Source organism: Rathayibacter sp. Leaf248 (genome assembly GCF_920939495.1).
In the GTDB taxonomy this organism is placed as follows: Bacteria; Actinomycetota; Actinomycetes; order Actinomycetales; family Microbacteriaceae; genus Rathayibacter; species Rathayibacter caricis.
The window spans coordinates 915,211-941,684 of record NZ_CAKLAV010000001.1 but is presented as its reverse complement, the minus strand read 5'-3'; the positions used below and the strand labels follow the sequence as shown (position 1 = coordinate 941,684).

Below are 26,474 nucleotides of genomic sequence, written 5' to 3'. Positions count from 1 at the left end.
GGTTGCCTCCGGCCGGTCTTCTGCTTCCCCCTCCCTGGCTGGTCGAGTAGCCGCTTCGCGGCGTATCGAGACCCACGTGCTCCAGGAGCCCCGGATCTCGATACGGCCGTTTCGCGGCCTACTCGATCAGCAGGGAGGGGCCCCCTCAGCTCAGCCGAACAGCCCCGACCCTACGAAGTCGCCCTCGCCCCGCACCCCGGGCGGCACCGCGAACAGCGCCGACCCCACGTGCTTGATGTACTCGTTCAGCGCATCGTCCGCGAGCGAGCGCTGCACCGTGATGAACTGCTCCGGCGACCGCTGGAACGACAGGAAGAACAGCCCCGCGTTCAGGCGCCCGAGCTCGTCGTTCCCGTCGACGAAGTTGTATCCGCGGCGCAGCAGTCGCGCGCCGTTGTTGACCGACGGATGCGCGAGCCGCACGTGCGACGCCCGGTCGACGAGCGGCGCCCCGGTCGCTCCGGTCGCCGTGAAGTCCGGCTCGGCGAACTCGTCCCCGCCCGAGAGCGGCGCGCCCGAGCCCTTGCTCCGCCCGATCACCCGCTCCTGCTCGCCGAGCTGGCTCCGGTCCCAGGTCTCGATGATCATGCGGACCTTGCGGGCCACGAGGTAGCTGCCGCCCACGAGCCAGTCGGGACCGTCCGACTCCTGCACCCAGACGTGCTCCTGGACCGCGTCCGTCTCCTCCGACTTCACGTTGGCCGTGCCGTCCTTGAAGCCGAAGAGGTTGCGCGGAGTGGCCTGCGCCGTCGACGTCGACGACGTCCGCCCGAAGCCGAGCTGGGACCAGCGGAGCGACGCCCGGCCGAAGGCGATGCGGCTGAGGTTGCGGATCGCGTGCACCGCGACCTGCGGGTCGTTCGCGCAGGCCTGGATGCACAGGTCGCCTCCGCTCGCCGTCGGCACGAGGGCGTCGCCGCGGAAGCGGGGGAGCGTCTCGAGCGCGGGCGGACGACGGGCCGCGAGTCCGAAGCGGTCGGCGCCGTCCGCGTCGGTGAACACGCCGGGGCCGAAGCCGAAGGTGATCGTCAGCGCTGCGGCGTCGAGCCCGAGGGCTTCGCCCGTGTCGTCCGGAGGGGCGGTGTCGGGTCCGCCGACCGCGCCCTCCTCGCTGACGTCGAGTCCGCGCGTCAGTCGCGACGCGGCGAGCGTCCAGTCCTGCAGCAGCTCGATCAGGTCCTCGCGCGTGGTGCCCGACGCGAGATCGAAGGAGGCGAAGTGCAGCCGGTCCTGCGCCGCGGTCGTGATCCCGGCCTGGTTCGCGCCGAAGAACGGCACCGTGTTCGAGGCGCCGGAGGCGTTCGCGGTCGTCGCGGAGGCGACCGCGACGGTCCCGCCGACGCCCGCGGCGATCCCCGCGGTTCCGGCCGAGACGAGGCCGAGCAGCCCGCGCCGCGAGAGGCGGCGGGTCTGCTCGACGGGGGCGGCGGAGTCGGGGGAGACGTCCGCCGCGGTGTCCTGCTGGTCGTCGTCCATCTACTCCGCGGGCTCCTCGACGCCGAGCACCGTGTGGGTGAGCTGCGACAGCGGCTCCGAGAGGGCGTTCACCTGGTCCGAGAGCTCCTTCTTCTGCTCATCGGAAACCGAGGAGTAGGGCGCGAAGCCCGCGTCGATCGAGCCGTACTGCGCGAGCAGCGCGTCCAGAGCGGTGAACTGCTCCGTGATGTCGGCGGTCAGGGCGGCGCCCTCGTCGCCCGAGGCTGTCGCGATCGGCTCGACGTTGCCGAAGGCGACCTCCGCACCCTGGACGTTGGCGGCGAAGTCCATCAGGTCGGTTCCCGACCACCAGTCCTCCTCGCCGGTGATCTTGCCCGCGGCGACCTCGTCGAGCAGGCCGATGGCGCCGTTCGAGATGTCACCGACCGAGACGGTGAAGTCGTCGGCGTTCACGAGGTCGTAGAGGCTCTGCACGTCGTCCACGAGCCCCTGGCCGAACTCGGCGCGCTGCTCCGGGGTCGACGGCGCCCAGTCGAGGTAGGCGCTCGTGCCGTCGGAGTTGAGCGCGTCCTGCGCCGGGACCCAGAGGTCCTTCTCGATGCGGTGGAAGCCGGTCCAGTCCAGGCCCTCGGCGACGGCGTCGACCTCGCGGTAGTCGATCTTCGGGTCGAGGTCGCCGAACGCCTCCGCGGTGGGCTCGATGCGCTCGTAGAAGACGCGTGTCGACGCGAAGAGGCCGCGCGCCGTCTCGTCGTCGCCGGCCACGTAGGCGTCGCTGAAAGCCTGCACAGCGGGGAGGAGCTCGCCAGCCTGCGACTTCACGTAGGCGACGTAGTTGGTCACGGCCGCCTCCGTCGCCGCCTTCTCGTCCGCGGACTGCTCGGTGGCCTCACCGGTGACGGTGAACTCGGACAGGCCGATGGGAGCGCCGACCTGCTGGAACTTGCAGGCCGTGTAGTACGTGCCGGGCTCGAGCTGGGCGACGTAGGACACGGTCTGCCCGGGCGTCACGTTCTCCTTCTCGCCGACGATCCGCAGCTTGTCGTCCGCGAGGATCTCGAACTCGTTGACGTCCGTGCCCTCGTTCGCGAGCGAGAAGGTCACCGCTCCGGCCGAGGCGGTCGCGGCCGAGACGTCGCAGGCCTCGTCGCTGATGGCGACGTCGAGCGCCGCCGAGGAGGAGGCGGCCGAGTTCGGCACGCAGCCGGAGAGCGCGAACGCGAGGACGCCGGCACCGGCGAGGCCGGAGACGAGGCGGGGGAGCGGGGAACGGCGGGGGACTGCGCGCGAGGGCATGGTTCTCCTGGAGTAGGGGGTGGAACCGGCGGTGCCGGGATCAGACGGAGGTGTGAGCGGGAGTCGCGACCGGGGCCGCGCTGCCCCGACGCGGCCGGCGGAGCCGGACCTGGCGGACGAAGAGGGCGCCGACGACGACGAGGTACGCGAGCCAGGCGGTGAACTGCAGCGCGGTCGGCTCCGGCGTGTAGTTGAAGAGCCCACCGAGGATCGCGGAGATCGGTGCCGGCAGCACCGCACCGAGGCTGAACAGCGGGGCGCCCCAGCCGGGCAGGAGCGACGCCTCCTGCAGGTCTCCGACGCCGTACGAGAGCACGCCCGCCGCGACTACGATCAGGAAGCCGCCCGTCCAGGTGAAGAACCGGCCGAGATCGATCCGGACGAAGCCGCGGAAGATCAGGTACGCGATGACGACCGCCGAGAGTATGCCCAGGAGGGCGCCGATCGTGCCGGTCCAGGCCTCCGCCCCGGAGGAGGCGCTGCTCGAGGAGACGCTGGCCCAGACGAACAGGGCGGTCTCGATCCCCTCGCGGCCGACGCTCACGAAGCCGAGCACGACGATCCCGAGGGCGGATCCGCCGACGGCGGCGTCGAGCCGCGACTCCAGCTCGCCCTTGAGGCTCCGGGCGTTCGCCCCCATCCAGAAGATCATCCAGGTGACGAGGCCGACGGCCAGGATCGACAGCCCGCCGCCGAGCAGCTCCTGCGCCTGGAACGACAGCCCGTACGGACCCCAGGTGAGGATCGCCCCGGTCACGAGCGAGATCGCGACGGCCGCGGCGATGCCGGTCCACAGGCGTGGCAGCACGTCGCGGCGCCCGAGCTTCGTCAGGTACGCGACGAGGATGCCGACCACGAGGCCGGCTTCGAGGCCTTCGCGGAGGCCGATGAGGTAATTTGCGAGCACGCGTGTTCTCTCGGTCGATCGCGGGAGGGGCGGGACGACCCCCGCCCCGGGCCTCATCCTTCGGTAAGCCTTGCCTTACCGGAGTCGACTGTAGTGCGCCGCCCGAGCGCCTGTCCAGAAGCGCGCCGGGTGCGCATCCGCGTGCCGGACGGAAGGTGGAGTGTGGACGCGAGCCCAGCTGGAGTGCACGAGAGGGTCGTCGCGGTCCACGCGCACCCCGACGACGAGACCCTCACCATGGGCGGCACCCTCGCCCGCCTCGTCGCGCAGGGAGCGGCGGTCACCGTCGTCACCGCCACGCGCGGCGAGTGCGGAGAGGTGATCCCCGAGGACCTCGCGGCGCTCGAGGGCTCCGACGAGCTCGCCTCGCACCGCACGACCGAGCTCGTCGTGGCGCTGACGGCCCTCGGAGTCGCGGATCACCGCTTCCTCGGAGCCGAGAACGCCCGCGCGCGCGGCGCCGCACCGCGCGTCTACCGCGACTCCGGCATGCAGTGGGGCCCCGGCCGCGTGCCGGTCCCGCTCGAGCCCGTGCATCCCGCAGCCTTCACGGCCGCTCCGGAGGAGGAGGAGATCGCCGATCTCGTCGCCGTCCTCCAGCAGACCCGCGCGGGCGTCGTGCTGTCCTACGACGCGGGGGGCGGCTACGGCCACCCCGATCACGTGCGTGCGGCGATCGTCGCGCGCCGAGCCGCCGAGCTGCTCGGGATCCGCTACCTCGCGGTCCTGCCCGAGGGGACGCCTCCCGAGGACGGCGACGTCGTCATCGAGCTCGGCGACGAGGACTACGCCCGCAAGCGCGCCGCACTGCAGGCGCACGCGACGCAGATCGTGGTGGAGGGCGAGTCGGCCCGGCTCTCCAGCGGCCCGGCCTTCCCCGTCGGCCGCGTGGAGCGCTTCCGTCCGGCGCCCGCTCTCGCCGCGTCGCCGGACGCGCCCGTTCCGGAGGAACGGCCCGACCTCCGCTCCCGCGTCGTCTCGGGCGTGCTCTCGGTGCTCGTCGGCGCCGTCGTCGGAGCGATCACCATCATCGCCCACCAGAGCACCGTCGTCGTCGGCGACGCAGTCCTGCCGCTCGGGTTGGTGGCGTCGCTCGCCGCGGTGCTCCTCCTCCTCCTGGGGCTCCGCCTCGTGATGATCGACCGCTTCGTCGCGTTCTGCGCGGCGATGGGGCTCCTCGGGGTCATCGGCCTCCTGGCGCTGCGCAGTGCGGGAGGGTCGGTGCTGGTCCCCGCGAACGGCCTCGGCGTCGTGTGGACCTTCGCCCCCGGCCTGATCGCGCTGGTCGTGATCGCCTGGCCGCGCCTGCGCCCGACGCCCCCGCCGGTCCCCGCACGCGCGAAGGAGCCGGCGGGACTCGACGCTCCGTCGCTCCGCGTACGATAGAAGCCTCTGTTCGAAGGGACGCCACGACCGTGACCTACGTGATCGCACTTCCGTGCGTCGATGTCAAAGACCGCGCCTGCATCGACGAATGCCCGGTCGACTGCATCTACGAAGGCGAGCGCTCGCTCTACATCCACCCCGACGAGTGCGTCGACTGCGGTGCCTGCGAGCCGGTCTGCCCCGTCGAGGCGATCTACTACGAGGACGACCTCCCCGAGGAGTGGTCCGACTACTACAAGGCGAACGTCGAGTTCTTCGACGAGATCGGCTCCCCGGGCGGAGCCGCCAAGATCGGCGTGATCGCGAAGGACCACCCGGTCATCGCGGTGCTGCCGCCCCAGGGCCACTGAGCGGCCCTCCGGTGGCGCTCGGAGCCCTGCCCGACTACCCCTGGGACCTGATGGGTCCCGCGACGGCGCTCGCGTCCTCGCATCCCGACGGCATCGTCGATCTCTCGATCGGCTCGCCCGTCGATACCACGCCCGCCCTGATCCGCGAGGCGCTCGCGCGGGCGACGGACGCGCACTCCTACCCGACGACGGTCGGCACGCCCGCCCTGCGCGAGGCGATCGCCGCCTGGTTCGCCCGCCGTCGCGGAGTCCCGGGCATCGGCGTCGACGAGGTCCTGCCCACCATCGGCTCGAAGGAGCTCGTCGCCTGGCTCCCCTTCCTGCTCGGTCTCGGCGAGGGCGACGTGGTGGTCCACCCCCGCGCCGCCTACCCGACCTACGCGATGGGCGCGGCGATCGCCGGCGCCTCCGTGCTCGCCTCGGACGATCCGGCCGAGTGGCCCGACTCCACCCGCCTCGTCTGGCTGAACTCGCCGGGCAACCCCGACGGCGCGGTGCTCGACGTGCCGGCACTGACGCGCGCGGTGGAGCGGGCTCGCGAGCTGGGCGCCGTCATCGCCGGAGACGAGTGCTACGCCGAGCTCGGCTGGGAGGGCCGCTGGGCCGACGAGTCGATCCCGAGCATCCTCGACCCCCGGGTGGTCGGAGGGAGCCGCGAGGGAGTCCTGGGCGTCTACTCGCTCAGCAAGCAGTCGAACCTCGCCGGCTACCGTGCCGCGTTCGTCGCGGGCGACCCATTGCTCATCGCGCGCCTCGTGACCGTCCGCAAGCACGCCGGCATGATCGTGCCGGGCCCGCTCCAGGAGGCGATGATCACAGCCCTGGGCGACGACGCGCACGTGGCGGAGCAGAAGGAGCGCTACCGAGCGCGCCGCGATCGGCTGCGTCCCGCCCTCGAGTCCGCCGGCTTCCGCATCGACCGCAGCGAGGCGGGCCTCTACCTCTGGGCCACCGAGGGGCGGCCCGCGTGGGAGTCGATCGAGCGGCTCGCGCGGATCGGCGTGCTCGCCGGACCCGGCGTCTTCTACGGCGACCACTTCACCGAGCACGTGCGCCTGTCGCTGACGGCGACCGACGAGCGGATCGACGCGGCCGCGTCCCGGCTGTCCGCAGGCCTCTCCTAGCGACGGCCGTCGGCCGCTTCTGTCGCAGTCCCACAACCCGCGCCGGGGACCACTGGCCGGTGCAGCAGGTCCCCTGCTGTGCCCTTAGGCTGTAGGAGGTTCGGTCGATGTCGCCACACAACGGCGCCGGCTGCACCGCCCACACACCCGGCGCCGCCCGCTCCGTGCGAGCGCGCTGCCGGGAGCGACCGTGACGACCTGGGAGGCGTTGTGACCGAATCCGGCACGCAGAGCGACGGAACCGCGACGGTGGAGGCACCGGAGCCCGCCACGGAGAGCGCGCCGGCTGCGGCCGAGGCCGAGCCCCAGAAGGTCACGCTCACCTTCGGCGATCGCACCGCCGAGTTCCCGATCCTCCGCAGCGTCGACGGCGCCTCGAGCATCGACTTCTCGACCCTGACGAAGCAGACCGGCTTCATGTCGCTCGACTACGGCTTCGTGAACACCGCGGCGACCAAGTCGCAGATCACCTACATCGACGGCGACAAGGGCGTCCTGCGCTACCGCGGGTACCCGATCGAGGAGGTCGCGACGAACGCGACGTACCTCGAGGTCGCGTGGCTCCTCATCTACGGCGAGCTGCCCACCGCCGACGAGCTCGCCGGCTTCGACGAGCGCATCCGCCGTCACACGCTGCTCCACGAGGATCTCAAGCGCTTCTTCGACGCGCTCCCGCACAGCGCCCACCCCATGTCGGTGCTCTCGGCCGGAGTCTCGGCGCTCTCGACCTACTACGAGGACAGCTCGAACCCGAAGGATCCGGAGGCGGTCGAGCTCACCACGATCCGTCTGCTCGCGAAGCTGCCCGTCATGGCGGCCTACGCGCACAAGAAGAGCATCGGGCAGGCCTTCCTCTACCCCGACAACTCGCTGAGCTTCGTCGACAACTTCCTCCGCCTCAACTTCGGCACCATGGCCGAGAAGTACGACGTCGACCCTGTGCTCTCCAAGGCCCTCGACCGCCTGCTGATCCTGCACGAGGACCACGAGCAGAACGCCTCCACGTCGACGGTGCGCCTGGTCGGCTCGACCGAGGCCAACCTCTACGCCTCCGTCTCCGCCGGCATCAACGCGCTCTTCGGCCCGCTGCACGGCGGCGCGAACGAGGCGGTCCTGACGATGCTCGGCCGCATCCGCGAATCGGGCGAGAGCGTCCAGACCTTCGTCGAGCGGGTGAAGAACAAGGAGGAGGGCGTGCGCCTGATGGGCTTCGGCCACCGGGTGTACAAGAACTACGACCCGCGCGCCAAGCTCGTCAAGGAGAGCGCCTCCGAGGTGCTGCAGGCGCTCGGAGTGAAGGATCCGCTGCTCGACATCGCGATGGAGCTCGAGGCCCTCGCGCTCGAGGACGACTACTTCAAGGAGCGCCGCCTCTACCCGAACGTCGACTTCTACACCGGCGTCATCTATAAGGCGATGGGCTTCCCGACGCGGATGTTCACCGTGCTCTTCGCGATCGGACGCCTGCCCGGCTGGATCGCCCACTGGCGCGAGATGAACATCGACAAGCAGACCAAGATCGGCCGCCCCCAGCAGCTCTACATGGGCGCTCCCGAACGCCACTGGCCCACCGGCAGCTGACCCGCCGCCCCGATGCCGCCTCCGCACCCGCGGAGGCGGCATCGTCCGTCTCCCCCTCGCGGAGGCGGCATCGTCCGTCTCCCGCCTGCTGGTCGAGTAGCCCGCTCGCGGGCGTATCGAGACCCCCCGCAGCCCGCTCTCAGGCGTGCAGCGCCGTGTTCAGCTCGATCCCCGCACCGGTGCGGGCGAGCACCTCCACCGCTCCCGTCAGCGAGTTGCGGCGGAACAGCAGATTCGGCACCCCCGACAGCTCGACGGCCTTCACCGTCTGCGGGCGGCCGTCGGCGCGCGGCGCCCCGCCCACGACGACGACCTTCGTCCCCGCGGTGACGTAGAGCCCCGCCTCGACGACCGAGTCGTCGCCGATCGAGATCCCGATTCCCGAGTTCGCACCGAGCAGTGCGCGCGCCCCGATCGACACGCGCTGCGTCCCTCCGCCCGAGAGCGTGCCCATGATCGAGGCGCCGCCGCCGATGTCCGAGCCGTCGCCGACGACGACGCCCTGCGAGATGCGCCCCTCGACCATCGAGCTGCCGAGTGTTCCCGCGTTGAAGTTCACGAAGCCCTCGTGCATGACCGTCGTCCCCGGAGCGAGGTGCGCACCCAGGCGCACGCGCGACGTGTCGGCGATCCGGACCTTCGCCGGGGTGACGTAGTCGGTCAGCCGCGGGAACTTGTCGATGCCGGCCGCCTGGATCCCGTGGCGGCGGAGCGAGGGACGGAGCCGGGTGAACGCGTCCGGAGAGACCGGGCCCGCGTTCGTCCAGACGACGTTCGCCAGGTGGGCGAAGATCCCGTCGAGGTTGATCGTGTTGGGCTGCACCAGCAGGTGCGACAGCAGGTGCAGGCGGAGGTAGGCGTCCGACGTCGAGGCCGGGGGCGCCTGCAGGTCGATCTGCAGCGTGACCACGTCGATCCGGACCTCGCGCCGCGCGTCCTCGCCCGCGAGCGCCTCGAACTCCGCGGGGACGATCCACGGGTCCCGTCCGGCGGGGATCGTGCCCAGGCGCGGCTCCGGGAACCAGGTGTCGAGGACGGTGCCGTCCGAGGCGATGGTGGCGAGCCCGTAGCCCCAGGCGGAGGCGGGCGCGGAGGAGTCTGAGGCGTGCTCGGGGGTCATGGCACCCAGGGTAGCGCGCGGCATCCGGCCGCTACCCTGGGTGCCATGGCCGCTCCGACCCCCGCCGCTCCGCCCGTCGCGCCCCTGGATCTGCGCTCCGATCCGATCGCGCTGACCCGGGTGCTGTGCGACATCCCGTCGGTCTCCGGGTCGGAGTCGGCACTGGCCGACGCCATCGAGTCCGCCCTGTCCGGCTTCCCGCACCTCGAGGTCGTGCGCGACGGCGATACCGTCGTCGCCCGGACCCTGCTCGGCCGTGTTCAGCGGGTCGTCATCGCGGGCCACCTCGACACCGTCCCGATCAACGACAACCTGCCCGTCGTCGACGAGACGATCGACGGAGTCGACCACCTCGTCGGCCGCGGAACCGTCGACATGAAGGCCGGAGTCGCGGTCCAGCTCGTGCTCGCGGCCGAGCTGACCGAGCCCGCTGTCGACATCACCTGGATGTGGTACGACAACGAGGAGGTCGCGTCCGACCTCAACGGGCTCGGCCGCCTCTCCCGGAACCGCCCGGATCTCTTCACCGCCGACTTCGCCGTCCTCGGCGAGCCCACGAGCAGCGAGGTCGAGGGAGGCTGCAACGGCACGCTCCGCGTCGACGTCGTCACGCGAGGGCGGCGGGCGCACTCGGCGCGCAGCTGGGTCGGCGAGAACGCGATCCACGCCGCCGCGCCGATCCTCGAGCGCCTCGCCGCCTACGAACCGCGCGTCGTCGAGGTCGACGGCCTTCTCTACCGCGAGGGCGTCAACGCGGTCCGGATCTCCGGAGGCGTCGCCGGCAACGTGATCCCCGACCTCTGCACGGTGCACGTCAACTACCGGTTCGCCCCGAGCCGCACCGGGGCGGAGGCCGTCCAGCACCTCCGCGAGCTCTTCGACGGCTTCGAGGTCGAGGTCGTCGACCTCGCGGAGGGGGCGCGTCCCGGCCTCGACGCTCCGCTCGCGCAGGCCTTCCTCGCCGCGGTCGACGCCGAGGCCAAGCCGAAGTACGGCTGGACGGACGTCGCGCGCTTCTCGGCGCTCGGCGTCCCCGCGGTGAACTACGGACCGGGCGATCCGCTGAAGGCGCACGCCGACGACGAGCGCGTCGCCGCGCACGAGATCACGGCGTGCGCCGAGGGCCTCCGCCGCTGGTTGAGCACCCCCGCGTGAGCGCCGTCGCCCCGGTGCTGAGCACCCGCCGCCGGGCCCGCCTCCGACTCGTGCCCTGGTGGGCGCGGGTGCTGGGCGTCTTCGTGCTGACCCGAGTCGTGACAACGACGATCCTCCTGCAGTTCGCCGCGAACCAGGCCGCGAACGCCTGGACCGGCCCGTCGCCCTCCTACTCCGCCTTCGCCAGCCTCTGGGACGGCCGCTGGTACGAGATCATCGCGACGGCCGGCTACCCCTCCGAGCTCCCCGTGACCGCGGAGGGCGAGATCGGAGAGAACGCCTGGGCGTTCATGCCGCTCTACCCGGCCGTGGTGCGACTGCTCATGCTGGTCACCGGCTTGGGCTGGGGGAGTGCCGCGGTCACCGTCTCGGTGATCTGCGGAGCGGTCGCATGCCTGGTCCTGTACCGCCTCCTGCGCCACTCGCTGAGCGAGAGCCAGTCGCTCATCGCCGTGCTCCTCTTCTGCGTGGCGCCGACCTCGCCCCTGCTGCAGCTGGCGTACGCCGAGTCGGCGGCCATGATGCTGACCGCGATCGTGCTCCTCCTGCTCGTCCGCCGCCGCTTCGCGCTCGTGTTCCCGGTCGTCCTGCTGCTCGGCCTCACCCGGCCCAGCGGTCTCGCCTTCGCCGCGGCGATGGGGCTCTACGTCCTCGTCCGCGTCCTCCGGCGCTCCCGCGAGCCCTTCGAGCGCGCGGAGTGGCTGCCCACGGTGGCGCTGACCGTGTGGGGGCTCGTGGTCGGCTTCCTCTGGCCCGCCGCGGCATGGATAGTTACTGGCTCGATGACCGCGTACACCGACACCGAGCTGGCCTGGCGCTCCTCCTACATCGGCTACCAGGAGCTGCTCCCGTTCACCTCCTGGTTCCAGGGCGGCGCCTGGTGGGGGCAGTGGTGGTTCGAGTCGCCCGCGGTCGGGATCGTGCTCGTGGTTCTGCTGGTCGTCGCCTTCGCGGGGATCATGGCAGCGCCGTGGACGCGGAGGCTCGACCTGTTCAGCCGTGCCTGGATCGCCGGATACGCCGTCTACCTCTTCGCGTTCTTCTTCCCCCAGTCGAGCACCTTCCGGCTGCTCGGCCCGCTGTTCCCGCTCGTGGGCGCACTGGCCGTGCCCCGCTCGCCGCTCTTCCGGGTCGTCCTGGTGCTGCTCGGGATCGGCGGGCAGATCCTCTGGATCTCGGCCTGCTGGGCCGTCGACGGCTACGACTGGACGCCCCCGTGATCGACCCTGCGCGGGCACGCCGGAGAGCGCGATTTCTCGGAGACCGCGGATGCACGATAATAGGGGGATACGTCACGAAAGGGGAACTCTATGGCGGCCATGAAGCCCAGGACCGGAGACGGACCGATGGAGGCTGTTAAGGAGGGTCGACTCATCGTCGTGCGCGTTCCGCTCGAAGGAGGCGGACGACTCGTCGTCTCGGTCAACGATGCAGAGGCGAAAGAGCTGCACGATGCTCTCGCATCGGTGGTGACCCCCGCCTGACGGGGATCCACCGGCACCGTCGAGAACGCCCGTCGCACTCCGTGCGGCGGGCGTTCCCTCGTTCAGGAGCCGGTACCGGCTCGTCCGGCGCTCAGGCCCGGCGCTTGTTCGCCTGCAGCAGTCCGTCTCCGATGGGGGAGAGGATGCTCACCACTGCCGGCGATGCGCTGATCTCGGCGACGAGGGTCCGGAACGCCGAGGCGATCTCGTCGCGCTGAGCGGGGTTCGACACCCGGCCGCGCCAGAGCGCGTGGGGGATGAGGACGGTTCCGCCCGGACGGACCAGCCGCAGCGCGTGCTCGACGTTCTCGATCACCTGCAGGGGATCGCCGTCGACGAAGACGATGTCGTAGGAGTTCTCGTTCATCCGCGGCAGCACCTCGAGGGCCCGCCCCGGGATGAGGCGGAGGCGGTTCGGCGAGACGCCGGCCTCGTGGAACTGGGCGCGGGCGTGCTGCTGGTGCACCGCCTCCGAGTCGATCGAGGTCAGCATCGCCTCCGGAGCACCGTCGAGGAGCCACAGACCGCTCACTCCGGTGCCGGTTCCGATCTCGATGATCTGCGAGGCGCGGGCGGCGGCCGCGATGAGCGAGGACTGCGCTCCGATGGACGGCGCGACCGCGTCGATGCCCAGCTCGACCGAGAGGCGGCGGGCGGAGGCGATGGCCTCGGGCTCGACGACCGCGTCCTCGGCGTACTTCCAGTTGGCATCCTTGTCGGACACGGTCGGGCTCCTCTGGTCGATGCGGCGGACGGATCGCGTCCGCGCGAGGCAAGGCTACGGTGGCGCGCGGGGTCGGTGCCGCAGGCGCGGCGGGTTACTCTTGTCTCGTGTTCGGTTTGACGTTCGACAAGCTCCTCATCATCGGAGTGATCGCCGTCTTCGTGCTGGGCCCCGACCGCCTCCCGCACTACGCCGCACAGCTGGGTCAGCTCGTGCGCAAGGTGCGCGGATTCGCCACTCAGGCGCGCGAACGGGTCAAGGACGAGATGGGCGAGGAGTTCAACGAGGTCGATTGGCGGAAGCTCGATCCGCGCCAGTACGACCCGCGTCGGATCATCCGCGACGCACTCCTCGAGGACGATCCCGTTCCCACCGTCAAGCCGCCGACCGCCGTCGCGGCGCCCGTCACGACAGGCGGCCGGTCCACGTCGACGGCGGACAGCTATTACACGACGATGAAGCGCTCGGCCGGCGAGGGCCGCCTCTCGGCTGTCGCCCCGCCTCCGATCGACTCCGAAGCCACCTGACACCGTCGGCCCGGCTCTGCGGCTCGGCCGCCGCCGCTCGTCGGCGCCACGCAGTAGACGCCGGGTCGGTCAGTTCACGCTCATCGGGAGCCGTCGACCGGTCAGACCTCGCGGTCGCGCCGCGAGGGTGCGGGCGAGCGCGGTGATCGCCCGTGCCGCCGGGTCGTCCGGTGATCCGACGACGACGGGGACGCCCTCGTCACCACCGGAGCGCAGAGCAACGCTGATGGGCAGCGAGGCGAGCACCCGCACCTCGTCCCCGGATGCGCTGAGGCGTCGTGCGACCTCGTCGCCGCCCCCGGTCCCGAAGAGGTCGAGCACGGTCCCGTCGGGCTGGGGGAGACCCGCCATGTTCTCGACCACGCCGATGATCCGCTGGCCCGACTGACGCGCCAGTGCGCCGCTCCGCTCGGCGACATCCGCTGCCGCGGGCTGCGGAGTCGTCACGATCAGGACCTCGGCGTGCGGCAGCAGCTGCCCGATCGAGATGGCCACGTCTCCCGTGCCGGGGGGCAGATCGAGCAGCAGGACGTCGAGATCGCCGAAGTAGACGTCCGTGAGGAACTGCGAGATCGTGCGGTGCAGCATCGGCCCGCGCCACGACACGGCCGCCCCGCGGGTGTCGCCCTCGAGGAACATGCCGATCGAGATGACCTTCACGCCGTGCGCGACGGGCGGGAGCATCAGCTCGCCCACCCGGGTGGGCCCGGCGACGCGCCCCTCGTGCATGAGCCCGAGGAGACCCGGGATCGAGAAGCCGTGCACATCGGCGTCGACCAGGCCGACCGAGAGCCCCTGTTGCGCGAGGGCGACCGCGAGGTTCGCGGTGACCGTCGACTTGCCGACCCCGCCCTTGCCGCTCGTCACCGCGTAGACGCGGGTGAGCGAGTCCGGACCGAACGGCATGGTGCGCTTCGCACCGCGCAGCCGCTCCGTCAGCGCGGTGCGCTGGGCGGGAGTCATGACGCCGACCGAGACGCGGGCGGCGGTGACACCGGGCGTGCCGGCCACGGCCTCGGTCACGTCGCGCTCGATCGCGGAGGCGGCGGGGCAGCCGACGATGGTGAGGCGGATCGCGACGTCGACCGTCCCATCCGCGGCGGCGACCACCGACTCGACCATGTCGAGTTCCGTGATGGGCTTACGGATCTCGGGATCGACGACCCGGGCGAGAGAAGCGAGGACCGCCGACTCGAGGGGCATCGGCTCAGGCATCGCCGCGCTCGGTCCCGAGCGGCTCCGCCCCGTTCTCCTCGAAGCGGAACGTGTCCGCGCGGGTCCGGTCGGCACGGGCCGCGTCGCGCCGCGCCGCTCCGTCGAGCGGCGCGGCGAGTTCCTCGGTGCCGCTGTCTCGCTCCGCCCGGTCCTTCTCGAGCTCCTCGACCAGGCTCCGCAGCTCGGAGCGGATGAAGTCCTTGCTGGCCATGTCGCGGATCGCCAGACGCAGGGCGACGACCTCGCGGGCGAGGTACTCGGTGTCGGCCAGGTTGCGCTCGGCGCGCTGGCGGTCCTGCTCGATCTGCACGCGGTCGCGGTCGTCCTGGCGGTTCTGCGCCAGGAGCAGGAGGGGCGCCGCGTACGACGCCTGCAGCGACAGGATGAGCGTCAGCACGGTGAAGCCGAGCGCCTGCGAGTCGAAACGGGCGTCCTCCGGGCCGTAGGTGTTGAAGACGAGCCAGAAGACGCAGAAGATCGTCATCCCGAACAGGAACCAGGGCGTTCCCATGCCGCGGGCGAACGACTCGGTCAGTCGCCCGAATCGATCGCTGCTCTGGCGGTTGCGCAACGGCAGCACGCGGGTGCGCAGTCCTTTCGGGGCGTCGAGCCGCCGATCCTGCTTCGCATCCTTAGCCACGCGCACCCCTCCGTCCTCGTCGTCGTCCGCCGCTCGCCGCCTTCGCGGGCGGCGGCACCAGCGGGATGCCCCGCGTGGTCGTGCTCACCGGTGTGCGCGGTTCGTCGTCGCCGTCGTGGCTGCGCCAGTCGTCCGGGAGGAGGTAGTCGAGGACGTCGTCGATGGTGACGACACCGACGAGGCGGTGAGTCTCGTCGACCACCGGCACCGAGACGAGGTTGTAGCTCGCGAGGATGCGGGCGACCTCGGCGGCCGACGTGTCCGGCGTGATCGGATCGAAGCTCTGGTCCAGCAGCGTGCCGAGCCGCTCGTGCGGCGGGTAGCGGAGCATCCGCTGGAAGTGGACCATGCCGAGGAACCGGCCGGTCGGGGGTTCGTACGGCGGCAGCGTGACGCACACGGCCGCACCGAGCGCCGGGGCCAGCTCGTGCCGACGGATCAGGGCGAGCCCCTCTGCGACGGTGGCCTCGGCCGACACGATGATCGGCTCGGTCGTCATCAGACCACCGGCCGACTCCGGCGCGTAGGTCAGCAGCATGCGGACGTCGTCCGCCTCCTCGGGCTCCATCAGGCCCAGCAGCGCCTCGCCGCGCTCGTCGGAGAGCTGTGCGATGAGGTCGGCCGCGTCGTCGGGCTGCATCTGATCGAGCACGTCGGCGGCACGGTCGTCGTCGAGCTGGCCGAGGATCTCGACCTGCTCGCTCTCGGGCATCTCCTCGAGGACGTCCGCGAGGCGGTCGTCCGAGAGCTCGCCCGCGACCTCCAGCATCCGCTGAGTGGGCAGGTCGAGGAGGGTGCTGGCCAGGTCGGCCGGCTTCAGCTCAGCGAGGCTCGCGACGTACTGCTCGGCCGACTGCGCCTCTCCGGAGCCCGTCTCGCGGACCTCGCGCCAACCGGCGAACGTGGTGGCCCCCTTCGCGAAGGGGGAGGGGGAGGTCTTCGGCCGGCGGACGAACAGCTGGGCGAGCTGCCACTCGCCGGGGCCGACCTCCTCGATGGCGACGTCCTCGACCACGGCGTCGCCGGAGCCGTCGACGAAGGTCATCCGACGGCCCAGCAGCTCGGCGATCACGCGGACCTCGCCGCCGCGCTGCTCGAAGCGCCGCACATTGATGAGCCCGGTGGTGATGATCTGGCCGCTGCCGATGCTCGTCACCCGGCCGATCGAGACGAACACGCGGCGGCGTCCGGGGATCTCGACGACGAGCCCGACGACGCGGGGCGGATCGTTCTGGCGGTAGACCAGGAGCACGTCGCGGACCTTGCCGACGCGATCGCCGGCGGGGTCGAAGACGGTGCATCCGACCAAGCGCGCGACGAAGACTCTGGCGGAACTCACGGCTACAAACCTAGTGCCGCCCGCCCGGACGGGAGCCGAGCGTTCCCTGCTGCCCCTCGGCCCGCTCCCCGACCGCATCCAGAATCCTCCAAGACCGTCATGCGATTCTGAGCGGGTGACTCAGCAGACGCCGTTCAACGGCCGCAAGGCGGTCTTCCCGACCATCCCGCGCGGCGAGATCCTCGCGACCTTCGACACATACCAGGAGGCGCAGGCCGCCGTCGACGTCCTCGCTCGCGCCGACTTCCCGGTGAAGCAGCTCGCCATCATCGGGAACGAGCTGAAGAGCGTGGAGCGCGTCACCGGCAAGCTCACCTGGGGCAGGGTCGCTCTGGCGGGTGCCGCCTCGGGCGCGTGGTTCGGGATCTTCCTCGGGCTGCTGCTCATCATCTTCTCGCCGACCACGCAGATCTCGTTCCTGTTCGCGGCCGTGCTCCTCGGTGCCGGCTTCGGAATGCTCTTCGGACTGGCGTCGTACGCGGTGAACCGCCGTCGACGGGACTTCACCTCGACGATGCAGGTCATCGCTACGAGCTACTCCGTCCTGGCCGACCCCGAGGTCGTGAACCGCGGGCGGAACCTCCTCGACGGGCAGTCCGCGACCGAGGAGGCTCCGCAGACGAGCTGGGCCCCGCCGCCCGCGAACGTGGGCGACCCGGTGCCCGTGCGCCCCGAGGACGACCAGCGCTGATGAACCCCGAACGCCCCCGGCTCCGGCCGGGGGCGTTCGTCGTCGGCACACGCGACACGGGCCGCGAGAGCCCTCGCCCCCTGCGCTGAACGTGGTCTGCGCCCTCTGCGCCGAACGTGCTGTCCGTCCTCTGCGCTCAACGCGCCGTCCGCTTCCGCGACCCTCCGCTGGAGATGGAGTCCGTGCCCTGCGCGGAACGGGCCCTCCGCCCCAGCCTGCTGGTCGAGTAGCCCCGCAGGGGCGTATCGAGACCCGTAGGCCCGAGCCGCTCCGACACCGATCGGGAGGCCCCGCCTACCCTGCCGCCGACCCCACCGGCGGCAGCACGATCTCGACCACGAGCCCGTGCGGCTCCCGATTCGCGATCCCGACCGTCCCGCCGGCCGACAGCACCGTCGTGTGCACCAGTGCGAGTCCGAGCCCGCTCCCGCCCGACGCCAGAGTCCGTGAGTCGTCCGGGCGCGAGAAGCGGTCGAAGGCGACCGGGATGAACTCGTCGGGCATGCCCGGTCCGTCGTCCGCGACCGAGAGCAGCAGCCGTCCGTCCTTCTGGGCGACCGTGGCGACCACCGTCCCTCCGCGCTCCAGCGCCTGGATCGCGTTGCGGACCAGGTTGTCGATCACTCTCCCGAAATCCTGCGCCGCGACTCCGTAGAGGCGAGCGGGTTCGCGCTCGTCGATCTCGTAGTCGATCTCTACCCCGGACTCCGCCGCGAGGAGCCGGGTGCGGTCGACGGCCGAGACCAGCTCGTCGACGAGCTCGGCGAACGGCGACGTGGGGCGCGCCGACCGGCTCTCGATCCGTGAGATGTCCAGCAGTGCGGAGGCGAGGCGCACCAGGCGGTCGACGCTCTTGCGCGCGTCCAGGATCACGCGGTCGACGGCCGCGGCGTCGTCGACCCGGTGGTGCGCGATCTCGAGCTGCGCCGAGAGCGCGGCCAGGGGAGTGCGCAGCTCGTGGCTCGCATCCGACACCATCTGCTTCTCCCGCGCGAGCGAGGCGCTCTGCTTCTGCAGGAACGCGTTGAGCGTCTCGGCGAGCTCGTCGATCTCGTCGCGGGTGCCCACGACCGGCAGCTGATCGCCCTGCCCGGGATCGGCGGCGATCTGATCGGCCCGGGCCCGCATCCGGCGGACCGGAGCGAGCGCGGTGCCCGTCAGGATCCACGACGCCAGCCCGAACGTGACCACGAGGAAGATCGCGGCGTAGACGAGCACGTGCGCGAAGTCGTCGAGGACCAGCTGCGAGGCGGCCTGATCCCGTGCGGTCACGACCGACCACGTCGCTCCCTCGTCGTCGATCGCGGCGACGCGTGCCAGATAGCTCGTGCTCCCGGTGGTGAGCTGCTCGTAGCGAGCGGTGGTGTCTGCTCCGGTCTCCCGCAGGTCCTCGAGCACCGCGTCGGTGAGGGCGGTCGGCATGGTCGTGGCGCCGACAGAGCCGTCGGGGGCTAGAGCGAGGTAGAGCTGCCCGGTCGAGGTCGCCGGGGCGCGGGGCACGTTGCCGGCCGAGATGTCGCGTCGGATCTCGTCCTCGATGGAGGTGAGGATCGTCCGCTCGCTGCGCTCCACGATCCCGGAGACGACCTGGTAGAAGAGGAGCGCCGCGAGTGCGAACAGGACCGACGCGACCGCGACGCTCCCGATGGTGATCCGCGCGCGGATGGAGAGGGCGGTGGGCCGTCTGCTCTCGGGCTGCGCCGGGGCTGCCACGGCTAGTCGACCGGGCGGAGGAAGTAGCCCTTGCCGCGCACCGTCACGATGGTCACTCCGGTGTCGTCGGTGGGGAGCTTCTTGCGGAGGTAGCTGACGTACTGGTCGACGATGTTGTTGTCGACGATCTCGCCGCCGCCCCAGATCTCCGAGAGGATGCGCTGCCGCGTGACGACGGATCCGACGGGTGTGATGAGGAGCTTCAGGAGCTCGAGCTCCTTGGGGCTGACGTGGATGCGGCTGGCGTCGGCAGTGCGGCGGATGCTGGAGCCGTCGACCGTGATCCGTCCGACCTCGATCGAGGTCGACATGAGCGAGGGGCTGCGTCGCAGTAGAGCGCGCAGTCGAGCATTCAGCTCGGTGAAGGCGAACGGCTTGGTGAGGTAGTCGTCCGCTCCGGCGTCGAGTCCGAAGACGCGGTCCTCGATCGCGTCCCGCGCGGTGAGCAGCATGATCGGAGTCGACCGGCCGAGCTCGCGGATGCGGCGGCAGATCTCGAAGCCCGACATGGCCGGCAGCATCACGTCCACGATCGCCGCCGAGAACTCCGCGTTGCTGAACGCGACCAGCGCGTCCACTCCGTTGGTGGTGAGCACGGCTTCGTAGCCGGCATCGCCGAGGCCCCCCACGAGAGCTTCGCCCATGGCCGGATCGTCTTCCACGACAAGGATCTTCACGGGCCTCACCCTACGACGCGGCTCTCAGGAACGAGCGTTCCTGAGAGCCGTTCGAGGGATCTTCGGGGTGGCTCCGCGAGGAGCGCGGCCGCTCAGTCGTAGTAGACGAACGTGCTTGCGCACTCCTGCGAGCAGAAGGGGGAGTGACGGCGGGCACGATTGCTGCCGCACGCTTCGCACTTCTTGTGGTTGAGGTGGAGGAGACGGGCGCCCGTCAGTCGGGGCGGGAGTTCGATGAGCATGATCGTTCCAGGGATTCACGCACCGGGGTTCCATCGGGGGACGAGTGAGGTTTCGGGTCTGCACTCGGGGTGGCGCGTGCGCCGATCATACGCTGATTCACGACACGAGCGCACCCGTACGGGTGTCAGAGAAGAGGAGGATTCGCCGGATATTCAGCATGGGAGCTGTTCGGGTCGGCCGGTCCGCCCCTCTTCTGCCTGGCCTGATGAACTGAGCGACGGGGTGCAGCCGTTCGCCGATGCGCTTCACGCTCGGCCGCCCTCTAGTCGTCGAGAGCGAGTGCGGCGGATGCCTACTCGACGAGTCCGCTTTCGACGAAGGCCTCGCGGAGCGCGGGCGCCTGCTGGACTGCGAACGCCGGAGTGATGTGGACCCGGTCGAACTTCGTCGGTGTGGAACCGGCGAACGCCGGGCAGACGCCTTCGGGGGTGCAGTTCCACAGTGACGAATCGATCCAGGTTCCCCCGATCTCACTCGCGAACGAGGTCTCGACCTCCTTCATCGCCGTCCAGTCCGACCCGATGCGGGAGGCGCAGTCTCCGATGCTCTTCACCGGCGAGTAGCACTGCGCGATGTCGATCTCATCAGGAGGCGGCGAGAGGAGCACGAGATGTTGCGTGGAGGCCTGGAACTGGTCGGTGAGTCGACGCATCGCCGGTCCCCAGTCCTCGAGGGCGATGACGCCGCCGTCCGCGGCTCTCCGCGGCACATACGTGTTGGAGACCACGACCAGCGTCGGCTTCATCTCGTTGATGACCCGGATGTCGTCGCGCTTCCGCCCCGCGCAGGCATCGACGAGTCCTTGATCGGCGTTCGCGACGGAGACGTCGATGAAGGTGCAGCCGTAGGCGCCCAGCAGCGTCACCTTCCACTGCCCGCCCGATTCCTCAGCGAATCGGCGGAAGGCCGGTGCGTAGGCGACGGCGATGGAGTCGCCGATGAGGACGATCGAGCGCGGTGCCTCGTCCGCTCCGAAAGTGCAGGAGTCGAGATCGGGGAAGCGCTCACCGGCGCAGCGCGAGATCTCAGGCTCGGTCGGATTCTCGGCGATGATCTCGTCGAAAGAAGGAGAGAGGTTCTGAGGCCACTCCGTCGCGGCCGCCGCGGTGACGATGTCGGCTTGAAGGGCCGCGACGGCGGGCGGGAACGTCGGCGCCGGCCCGGTTGTCGAGACCGGCGCCGCGACTTCCCTGGTCGGCGAGGTGTCAGTCGGTTGCGGAGCGAAGGCGCCGAGCACGACGGGCGCGACGATCGCGGCGAGCAGCCCGACGCTCCCGTACTTGTACCGAGTGGCGTGCGTCCTCCGCCAGGTCGCGTAGGCAGCCGCGCGATCCTGTCCGCTCCGGAACCGGTCCAGCAGGGGAGAGTGGTGAAGAGGTACCTCGATCAGGTGATAAGACGCGATCGAGATCGCTGCGATCACCACCGCGCACCAGACGTAGTAGTCGACGGTTCCCGCCGGTATCAGGACCGTCGACAGGACGATCACCGGGAAGTGCCAGAGGTAGAGCGAATAGCTGATGTCCCCGACGTAGGTGACAGCCCGGTTCGTGAGCGGCCAGACGAAGCGCTGCTGGGCCACTCCCGTGCCGGCTGCGATCACGACTGCCGTCGCGAGGACGGGAGCGAGCGCCCACGGTCCCGGGAACGTGAGCGAGGGACTGATGAGGAACACCGACGCAGCGATGCCCGCTAGACCGCTCCAAGCGAGAATCGGGCGGACGACGGCAGGGATCCGATCGAAGACAGGCGCGACGATCGCGACGAGGGCGCCGATCCCCAGCTCCCACGTGCGGCTGAACGTCGAGAAGTAGGCAACCGTGGGGTCGGCTGACGATTCGACGACCGACCACACGAACGAGCAGGTGGTCAGCACTGCCATGAGTGCGCCGGCCGTGAGGCGCGTGCGTCGTCCGCTGGCGCTTCTCCCGGCCCGTCCGACCGCGTAGAAGAGGACGACGAGCATGAGCCACGGCCACACGAAGTAGAACTGCTCCTCGACGGACAGCGACCAGAAGTGCTGCAACGGCGACGGCGGGGAAGCCGACGCGAAGTAGTCGGTTCCGGTGGAGGCGAAACGCCAGTTGGCAGAGAAGGCGGCAGCCCACACCGCGTCCCACGTCGTCGTCCATGCCCTGCTCCGGTTGAGGAGGATGAACGCTGCGAGAGATGTGGCCACGAGGACGATGAAGGAGGCGGGGATGATCCGCCGGATCCGGCGACGGTAGAAGTTCGTGAACGAGATCGTCCCCGACCGTTCGTACTCGCGGATGAGGAGTCCCGTGATGAGGAACCCGGAGATGACGAAGAACACGTCGACTCCGACGAACCCGCCGCTCGGCCAGTGCACGAGGTGGTCGAGAACGACCACCACGACGGCGATCGCTCTGAGCCCTTGCACATCGTGCCTGACCTTCGTAGCAGGGCGCCGTCTGAGAGCACGTGACCAAGAGGTGAGCAGTCGTGAGCGGGCTGACGGCATGGGTCTTCTTCCCCTCGAGGATGGATGGCAAGAGCTTCAAGGGCCTCGGCGTGCAGGTGCGCGGCGGCGTCGAACGCCTGTCCTCCGAGGATGCGACGCCACTGATCTCCGTGGCCGACGACGATCGCACTGACCGCTCGATCCAACACGAGCTTTGCGTCCGGCGGTGCGGTTCCCAGCGGCCCTGCGCGATTGCTCCGCGAAATGGCGCGAACCAGCTCACCGGCGGGGCGAGGGTTGCCGGGGGCTCAGCGGCCTGGGGAGACAATTCGCGCACGGCGAGATCTGCGCCGGATTCGAAAGAGGGGGACGGTGCCCCCAGTAGGATTCGAACCTACGCCCCTGCCTCCGGAGGGCAGTGCTCTATCCCCTGAGCTATGGGGGCCAGGAGTGCCTGACCACATTAGCACCCGGCCGGAGGCCGATCCGACGCCGGAACGTGCCGTGGGGCGTGCCACGATGGAGCCATGCTGCGCACCGTCTCCGCCTCGCTGGACCTGCGTCTCTCCGGGCCGACCGACCTGATCTTCCTCGTGGCCGCGGCGGAGACGGGCGACTCGTTCGAGGATTCCTTCTCGGTCCTGCTCGACGGCGAGGTGCTGCCCGTGAGGCAGTTCCCCGCCCGGCACGGGTCCCGCGTCCACCGCGTGGAGGCGAACCGGGGCGAGATGAGGGTCGAGTACCGCGCGCGAGTCGAGGGGCGCGGTGCTCCCGACGAGCCGAGCGAGCTCGAGCTGGTGGAGTACCTCCGGCCGAGCCGGTACGCCGAGGCGGACGTGCTCGGCGGCATCGCCCGTCGCGAGTTCGGGCGCGCGCGAGGCTTCGACGCTCTCACGGCCGTCGAGGCGTGGGTCCACGGCCACCTCTCCTATGAGTACGGCTCGACCGTCGCCACCGGGGGAGCGGCGCAGGTCATCGACAGCGGTCGGGGCGTGTGCCGCGACTTCGCGCACACGTGCGCCGGGCTGCTGCGCGCGCTCGACATCCCGGCGCGGGTCAGTGCCGTCTACGCTCCCGGCCTCGAGCCGAAGGACTTCCACGCGGTGACGGAGGCGTGGGTCGGCGGCGCCTGGCATGTGATCGACGCGACTCGGCTCGCTCCGCGCGGGTCGATGCTCCGCATCTCGTCGGGACGCGATACCGCGGACACCGCGTTCCTCAGCAGCTACCTCACCGACCTCTCGCTCACCGGAATGAGTGTCGAGGCGGAGTGCGACACAGCCGTCGAGGACGACCACGTGTCGCCCGTCCGCCTCGGCTGACGTCAGGCTCCGACCGCGGCGACGGCGGCACGCACGAGCGGCTCGGGATCGCCGGGCTCGACGAACGACGCGCTCGACGCCTCGATCCAGTGCTCGTCGAGCAGCACGTCGGCCACTCCTCGCCCGAAGGCCACCTCGTAGTAGCCCTCGACGGCCGGCGGCTTGCCGTAGGTCGGGACGGCGTTGCTCGTGCGGAAGAACTCGTTCTTCAGAGCCTCGACCAGGGATGCGTCGAGGTGCGCCACGGCGATCTGCAGCTCGGCGCCCGTGTCGTCGGACCAGCCGCAGACCAGCCCGTCGTAGCCCGCGATCTCGGTCGAGACGTCCGTCCGCTCGACGGAGTCGTCGGGAGTGAACGCCGCCCACAGTCCGGTCAGCGCCGAGGCGGGGACGAGCTCCTCGCAGGTCAGCGGCACCGGAGTGCCGGTGATCGCGCCGGCGGCGGTCGGAGCGGGCGCCGGAGCCGCGGTGCACCCGGTCAGCGCGCTGAGGGCGACGACGAGGAGGAGGGCGGCGGGGCGTCGCATGCGGTGCACCCTAGCAAGCGCTCCCCGTCCGCGGTCGAGGGCGCCCCGGCGGTGCCGGACCCGGCCGGTAGAATCGTGCCCCGTGACTCCCGAACAGCTCGCCGCCTCCCTGCACGCCCTCGTCCTCGACGCCGTGCAGCGACGAGGGAGCGACGCTCAGCCGGCTCTCGCCGACGTCGTGCTCGAGCGGCCCAAGAACCGCGACCACGGCGACTGGGCCTCGAACATCGCCATGAAGCTGGCCAAGAAGGTCGGAGCTAATCCGCGCGAGCTCGCGGCTGAGTTGGCTGAGGGCCTCGGGGCCGTCGACGGTGTCGCCAGCGTCGAGGTCGCCGGCCCCGGCTTCCTCAACGTGCGTCTCGAGGCGGCCGCGGCCGGCGCCCTCGCCGGCGTGATCGTGGAGGCGGGGGAGTCGTACGGCTCCGGCTCCCTCTACACGGGCGTGAAGATGAACCTCGAGTTCGTCTCGGCCAACCCCACCGGCCCCATCCACATCGGCGGCACGCGCTGGGCGGCCGTCGGCGACAGCCTCGCCCGCGTGCTGCTGGCGCAGGGGGCCGAGGTCACCCGCGAGTACTACTTCAACGACCACGGCGCGCAGATCGACCGCTTCACGCGCAGCCTCCTCGCCGCTCACCGAGGCGAGCCGACGCCGGAGGACGGCTACGGAGGCGCCTACATCGCCGACATCGCCGACCGTGTCGTCGCCGCGTATCCGGGCGACCTCTCGGTCCTGCCCGAGGAGGAGCTGAACGAGACGTTCCGCTCGATCGGCGTCGAGCTCATGTTCGGCGAGATCAAGCAGAGCCTGCACGAGTTCGGAGTCGACTTCGACGTCTACTTCCACGAGAACTCCCTGCACGAGTCGCGCGCCGTCGAGCGGGCGATCGAGCGGCTGCGCGGCCTCGGCCACATCTACGAGGCCGACGGAGCGACGTGGCTGCGCACCACGGACTTCGGCGACGACCGCGACCGGGTCATCATCAAGAGCGACGGCGAGGCCGCTTACATCGCGGGCGACCTCGCCTACTACCTCGACAAGCGCGAGCGCGGCTTCGACCGGGCGATCATCATGCTGGGCGCCGACCACCACGGCTACATCGGCCGCATGATGGCGATGTGCGCCGCCTTCGGCGACACGCCGGGTGTCAACCTCGAGATCCTGATCGGGCAGCTGGTGAACCTGCTGCGCGACGGCCAGGCCGTCCGGATGTCCAAGCGCGCCGGCACCGTCGTGACGATGGAGGACCTCGTCGAGGCCGTCGGCGTCGACGCCGCGCGCTACTCGCTCGTGCGCTCCTCCGCCGACTCGACGCTCGACATCGACCTCGATCTGCTGACGAAGCGGAGCAATGACAACCCCGTCTACTACGTGCAGTACGCCCACGCGCGCACCCGTCAGGTCGCGGCGAAGGCCGAGGCCTCGGGAGTGCCGCGCGAGCCGTTCGCCCCCGAGACTCTCGTCCACCCGACCGAGTCGGCCCTCCTGGGCGGTCTGCAGGAGTTCCCGCGGATCACGGCGCACGCCGCCGAGCTGCGCGAGCCGCACCGCATCGCCCGCTACCTCGAGGAGATCGCCGGGCTCTACCACCGCTGGTACGACAACTGCCGTGTCGTACCGCAGGGCGAGGACCCGATCGAGGCGGTGCACTCCACGCGACTGCGCCTCAACGAGGCCACCGGTCAGGTCCTGCGCAACGGGCTCTCTCTCCTCGGCGTCGCCGCTCCGGACCGGATGTGAGCGCGTCGCCGGCGCCGGCGCCCCGCCGGTCGCGGTCCCGTCGCGGCGTGGTCGTGCTCGTCGTCGTACTCCTGCTCCTTGCGGTCGCGGCGGTCGTCGCCGACTCGCTCGTGCGCCGAGAGGTGGCCGACACCGCGGCGACCAGCGTCCGCGAGGCCCTCGACCTCCCGGCCGATCACCCCGTCGACGTCGACGTCGCGGGGTGGGCCGTGCTCCCGCAGCTGATCTCGGGACGGTTCGACCGACTCGACATCCGGGCTGAGGACGTCGCTCTCGACGAGCTGACCGGCGACGTCTCCCTGGTCCTGGAGGGCGTGCCCGCGAGCGGCTCCGGCGCCCTCGACTCGGGCACCGCGACGACGGCGCTCGACGCCGATTCCGTGACCGGCCTCATCTCGGAGCGCAGCACCGTCCCGATCGACTCGGTGGTGCTCGATCCGCCGCTCGTGCGCGTCAGCACCTCGGTCGAGGTGCTGGGCCTCTCGCTCTCAGCCGGTGTCGGACTCGAGCTCGGCGCTGTGGACGGGCAGATCGAGCTCACTCCATCGGAGGTGACGGTTGCAGGAGCCACCTTCCCGGCGGACGACGCGGAGCAGCGCTTCGGCGGGCTGACGGACGGACTGCTCGGCCCCGGCACTCTCTGCATCGCGGACTCGGTCGCCCGCGGGCTCACCCTGACGGACGTCGAGGTCGCCGAGGAGTCGCTGAACGCGACCTTCTCGCTCGCTCCGACGTTCCTCAGCGACCCCGCGCAGCAGGAGCCCGGCGTCTGCCCCTGATCGCGCGACCCCGCGCGCTCGGGCGGGTGCACCGTCCCGGTAGGATCGGAGGCCTGCGCCCGCGCCACCCGCGG

24 protein-coding genes and 1 tRNA gene are annotated in these 26,474 nt (G+C 70.8%); 12 read left to right on the top strand and 13 right to left on the bottom strand.

Going from position 1 to position 26,474, the window contains the following annotated elements; translation table 11 throughout:
• Positions 1-150: 150 nt before the first annotated feature.
• Genes efeB through efeU form a run of 3 tightly spaced genes read right to left on the bottom strand, consistent with a single transcriptional unit; the run spans position 151 to position 3,640 of the window.
• Positions 151-1,476, bottom strand: a complete 1,326-nt coding sequence (gene efeB, locus LRG51_RS04670; RefSeq protein ID WP_230671413.1) for an iron uptake transporter deferrochelatase/peroxidase subunit — start codon at positions 1,474-1,476, stop codon at positions 151-153.
• Positions 1,477-2,733, bottom strand: coding sequence for an iron uptake system protein EfeO (gene efeO, locus LRG51_RS04665; protein ID WP_230671411.1), 1,257 nt, complete (start codon positions 2,731-2,733; stop codon positions 1,477-1,479).
• A 40-nt stretch (positions 2,734-2,773) separates the two neighbouring features.
• Positions 2,774-3,640, bottom strand: a complete 867-nt coding sequence (gene efeU, locus LRG51_RS04660; RefSeq protein WP_055788513.1) for an iron uptake transporter permease EfeU — start codon at positions 3,638-3,640, stop codon at positions 2,774-2,776.
• 162 nt (positions 3,641-3,802) lie between these two features.
• Between efeU and LRG51_RS04655 the strand changes: the two genes are divergently transcribed.
• From LRG51_RS04655 to LRG51_RS04640, 4 genes are all read left to right on the top strand, one after another.
• Entirely contained in the window at positions 3,803-5,026 is a 1,224-nt protein-coding gene (locus LRG51_RS04655) for a PIG-L family deacetylase (RefSeq protein ID WP_230671409.1), read from the top strand.
• A 29-nt stretch (positions 5,027-5,055) separates the two neighbouring features.
• Complete coding sequence (gene fdxA / locus LRG51_RS04650) at positions 5,056-5,376, top strand: ferredoxin (RefSeq protein WP_055788519.1); 321 nt, start codon at positions 5,056-5,058, stop codon at positions 5,374-5,376.
• Positions 5,377-5,387: 11 nt separating this feature from the next.
• On the top strand, positions 5,388-6,500 hold the full coding sequence (dapC, locus tag LRG51_RS04645; protein WP_268966561.1) for a succinyldiaminopimelate transaminase: 1,113 nt from the start codon (positions 5,388-5,390) through the stop codon (positions 6,498-6,500).
• Positions 6,501-6,749: 249 nt separating this feature from the next.
• Positions 6,750-8,081: a citrate synthase gene (locus LRG51_RS04640; protein WP_082481113.1), complete on the top strand. Its 1,332-nt coding sequence runs from the start codon at positions 6,750-6,752 to the stop codon at positions 8,079-8,081.
• Positions 8,082-8,220: 139 nt separating this feature from the next.
• Here the strand turns inward: LRG51_RS04640 and dapD are convergent, their stop codons facing one another.
• Positions 8,221-9,201 (bottom strand): 2,3,4,5-tetrahydropyridine-2,6-dicarboxylate N-succinyltransferase, encoded by a 981-nt coding sequence (gene dapD / locus LRG51_RS04635; RefSeq protein WP_230671407.1) that lies wholly within the window; start codon positions 9,199-9,201, stop codon positions 8,221-8,223.
• A gap of 45 nt (positions 9,202-9,246) precedes the next feature.
• Between dapD and dapE the strand changes: the two genes are divergently transcribed.
• The 3 genes from dapE to LRG51_RS04620 all read left to right on the top strand — a co-directional run bounded on the left by dapE (position 9,247) and on the right by LRG51_RS04620 (position 11,840).
• Entirely contained in the window at positions 9,247-10,356 is a 1,110-nt protein-coding gene (gene dapE, locus LRG51_RS04630; RefSeq protein WP_230671405.1) for a succinyl-diaminopimelate desuccinylase, read from the top strand.
• A complete protein-coding gene (locus LRG51_RS04625) occupies positions 10,353-11,576 on the top strand; it encodes a hypothetical protein (RefSeq protein ID WP_230671403.1) in 1,224 nt (407 codons plus the stop codon). The genes dapE and LRG51_RS04625 overlap by 4 nt, the downstream gene beginning before the upstream one ends.
• A 90-nt stretch (positions 11,577-11,666) precedes the next feature.
• A complete protein-coding gene (locus LRG51_RS04620; protein WP_077221916.1) occupies positions 11,667-11,840 on the top strand; it encodes a DUF3117 domain-containing protein in 174 nt (57 codons plus the stop codon).
• A 91-nt stretch (positions 11,841-11,931) separates the two neighbouring features.
• Here the strand turns inward: LRG51_RS04620 and LRG51_RS04615 are convergent, their stop codons facing one another.
• Complete coding sequence (locus tag LRG51_RS04615) at positions 11,932-12,564, bottom strand: O-methyltransferase (RefSeq protein ID WP_055788530.1); 633 nt, start codon at positions 12,562-12,564, stop codon at positions 11,932-11,934.
• Between the two features lie 107 nt (positions 12,565-12,671).
• Between LRG51_RS04615 and LRG51_RS04610 the strand changes: the two genes are divergently transcribed.
• Entirely contained in the window at positions 12,672-13,091 is a 420-nt protein-coding gene (locus LRG51_RS04610; RefSeq protein ID WP_082481053.1) for a twin-arginine translocase TatA/TatE family subunit, read from the top strand.
• A 69-nt stretch (positions 13,092-13,160) separates the two neighbouring features.
• Here the strand turns inward: LRG51_RS04610 and LRG51_RS04605 are convergent, their stop codons facing one another.
• From LRG51_RS04605 to LRG51_RS04595, 3 genes are read right to left on the bottom strand one after another with little or no spacing between them, the layout of a single operon-like run.
• On the bottom strand, positions 13,161-14,306 hold the full coding sequence (locus tag LRG51_RS04605; RefSeq protein WP_230671401.1) for an Mrp/NBP35 family ATP-binding protein: 1,146 nt from the start codon (positions 14,304-14,306) through the stop codon (positions 13,161-13,163).
• A complete protein-coding gene (locus LRG51_RS04600; RefSeq protein WP_230671399.1) occupies positions 14,299-14,946 on the bottom strand; it encodes a DUF1003 domain-containing protein in 648 nt (215 codons plus the stop codon). Before LRG51_RS04600 ends, LRG51_RS04605 begins: the two co-directional genes overlap by 8 nt.
• Entirely contained in the window at positions 14,939-16,285 is a 1,347-nt protein-coding gene (locus tag LRG51_RS04595) for a magnesium transporter MgtE N-terminal domain-containing protein (RefSeq protein ID WP_055788538.1), read from the bottom strand. Before LRG51_RS04595 ends, LRG51_RS04600 begins: the two co-directional genes overlap by 8 nt.
• Before the next feature lie 115 nt (positions 16,286-16,400).
• Between LRG51_RS04595 and LRG51_RS04590 the strand changes: the two genes are divergently transcribed.
• Positions 16,401-16,976, top strand: a complete 576-nt coding sequence (locus LRG51_RS04590; RefSeq protein ID WP_094742662.1) for a general stress protein — start codon at positions 16,401-16,403, stop codon at positions 16,974-16,976.
• 294 nt (positions 16,977-17,270) lie between these two features.
• Here the strand turns inward: LRG51_RS04590 and LRG51_RS04585 are convergent, their stop codons facing one another.
• The 4 genes from LRG51_RS04585 to LRG51_RS04570 all read right to left on the bottom strand — a co-directional run bounded on the left by LRG51_RS04585 (position 17,271) and on the right by LRG51_RS04570 (position 22,476).
• Positions 17,271-18,689: a sensor histidine kinase gene (locus LRG51_RS04585; RefSeq protein ID WP_230671397.1), complete on the bottom strand. Its 1,419-nt coding sequence runs from the start codon at positions 18,687-18,689 to the stop codon at positions 17,271-17,273.
• Between the two features lie 2 nt (positions 18,690-18,691).
• The gene (locus LRG51_RS04580; RefSeq protein WP_268966590.1) at positions 18,692-19,351 is read right to left on the bottom strand and encodes a response regulator transcription factor; all 660 of its coding nucleotides are present in this window, start codon (positions 19,349-19,351) and stop codon (positions 18,692-18,694) included.
• 550 nt (positions 19,352-19,901) lie between these two features.
• Positions 19,902-22,010 (bottom strand): acyltransferase family protein, encoded by a 2,109-nt coding sequence (locus LRG51_RS04575; RefSeq protein ID WP_162238025.1) that lies wholly within the window; start codon positions 22,008-22,010, stop codon positions 19,902-19,904.
• 394 nt (positions 22,011-22,404) lie between these two features.
• Positions 22,405-22,476 (bottom strand) — tRNA-Arg (locus LRG51_RS04570).
• Positions 22,477-22,558: 82 nt separating this feature from the next.
• On the opposite strand from LRG51_RS04570, the gene LRG51_RS04565 reads away from it, so the two are divergent.
• A complete protein-coding gene (locus tag LRG51_RS04565; RefSeq protein WP_230671395.1) occupies positions 22,559-23,353 on the top strand; it encodes a transglutaminase-like domain-containing protein in 795 nt (264 codons plus the stop codon).
• 2 nt (positions 23,354-23,355) lie between these two features.
• Here the strand turns inward: LRG51_RS04565 and LRG51_RS04560 are convergent, their stop codons facing one another.
• Positions 23,356-23,880: a hypothetical protein gene (locus LRG51_RS04560; RefSeq protein WP_230671393.1), complete on the bottom strand. Its 525-nt coding sequence runs from the start codon at positions 23,878-23,880 to the stop codon at positions 23,356-23,358.
• Between the two features lie 82 nt (positions 23,881-23,962).
• Between LRG51_RS04560 and argS the strand changes: the two genes are divergently transcribed.
• Both argS and LRG51_RS04550 read left to right on the top strand, forming a co-directional pair.
• Positions 23,963-25,621, top strand: coding sequence for an arginine--tRNA ligase (argS, locus tag LRG51_RS04555; RefSeq protein ID WP_230671391.1), 1,659 nt, complete (start codon positions 23,963-23,965; stop codon positions 25,619-25,621).
• 47 nt (positions 25,622-25,668) lie between these two features.
• Positions 25,669-26,400 (top strand): LmeA family phospholipid-binding protein, encoded by a 732-nt coding sequence (locus LRG51_RS04550; protein ID WP_230671389.1) that lies wholly within the window; start codon positions 25,669-25,671, stop codon positions 26,398-26,400.
• Positions 26,401-26,474: the final 74 nt, after the last annotated feature.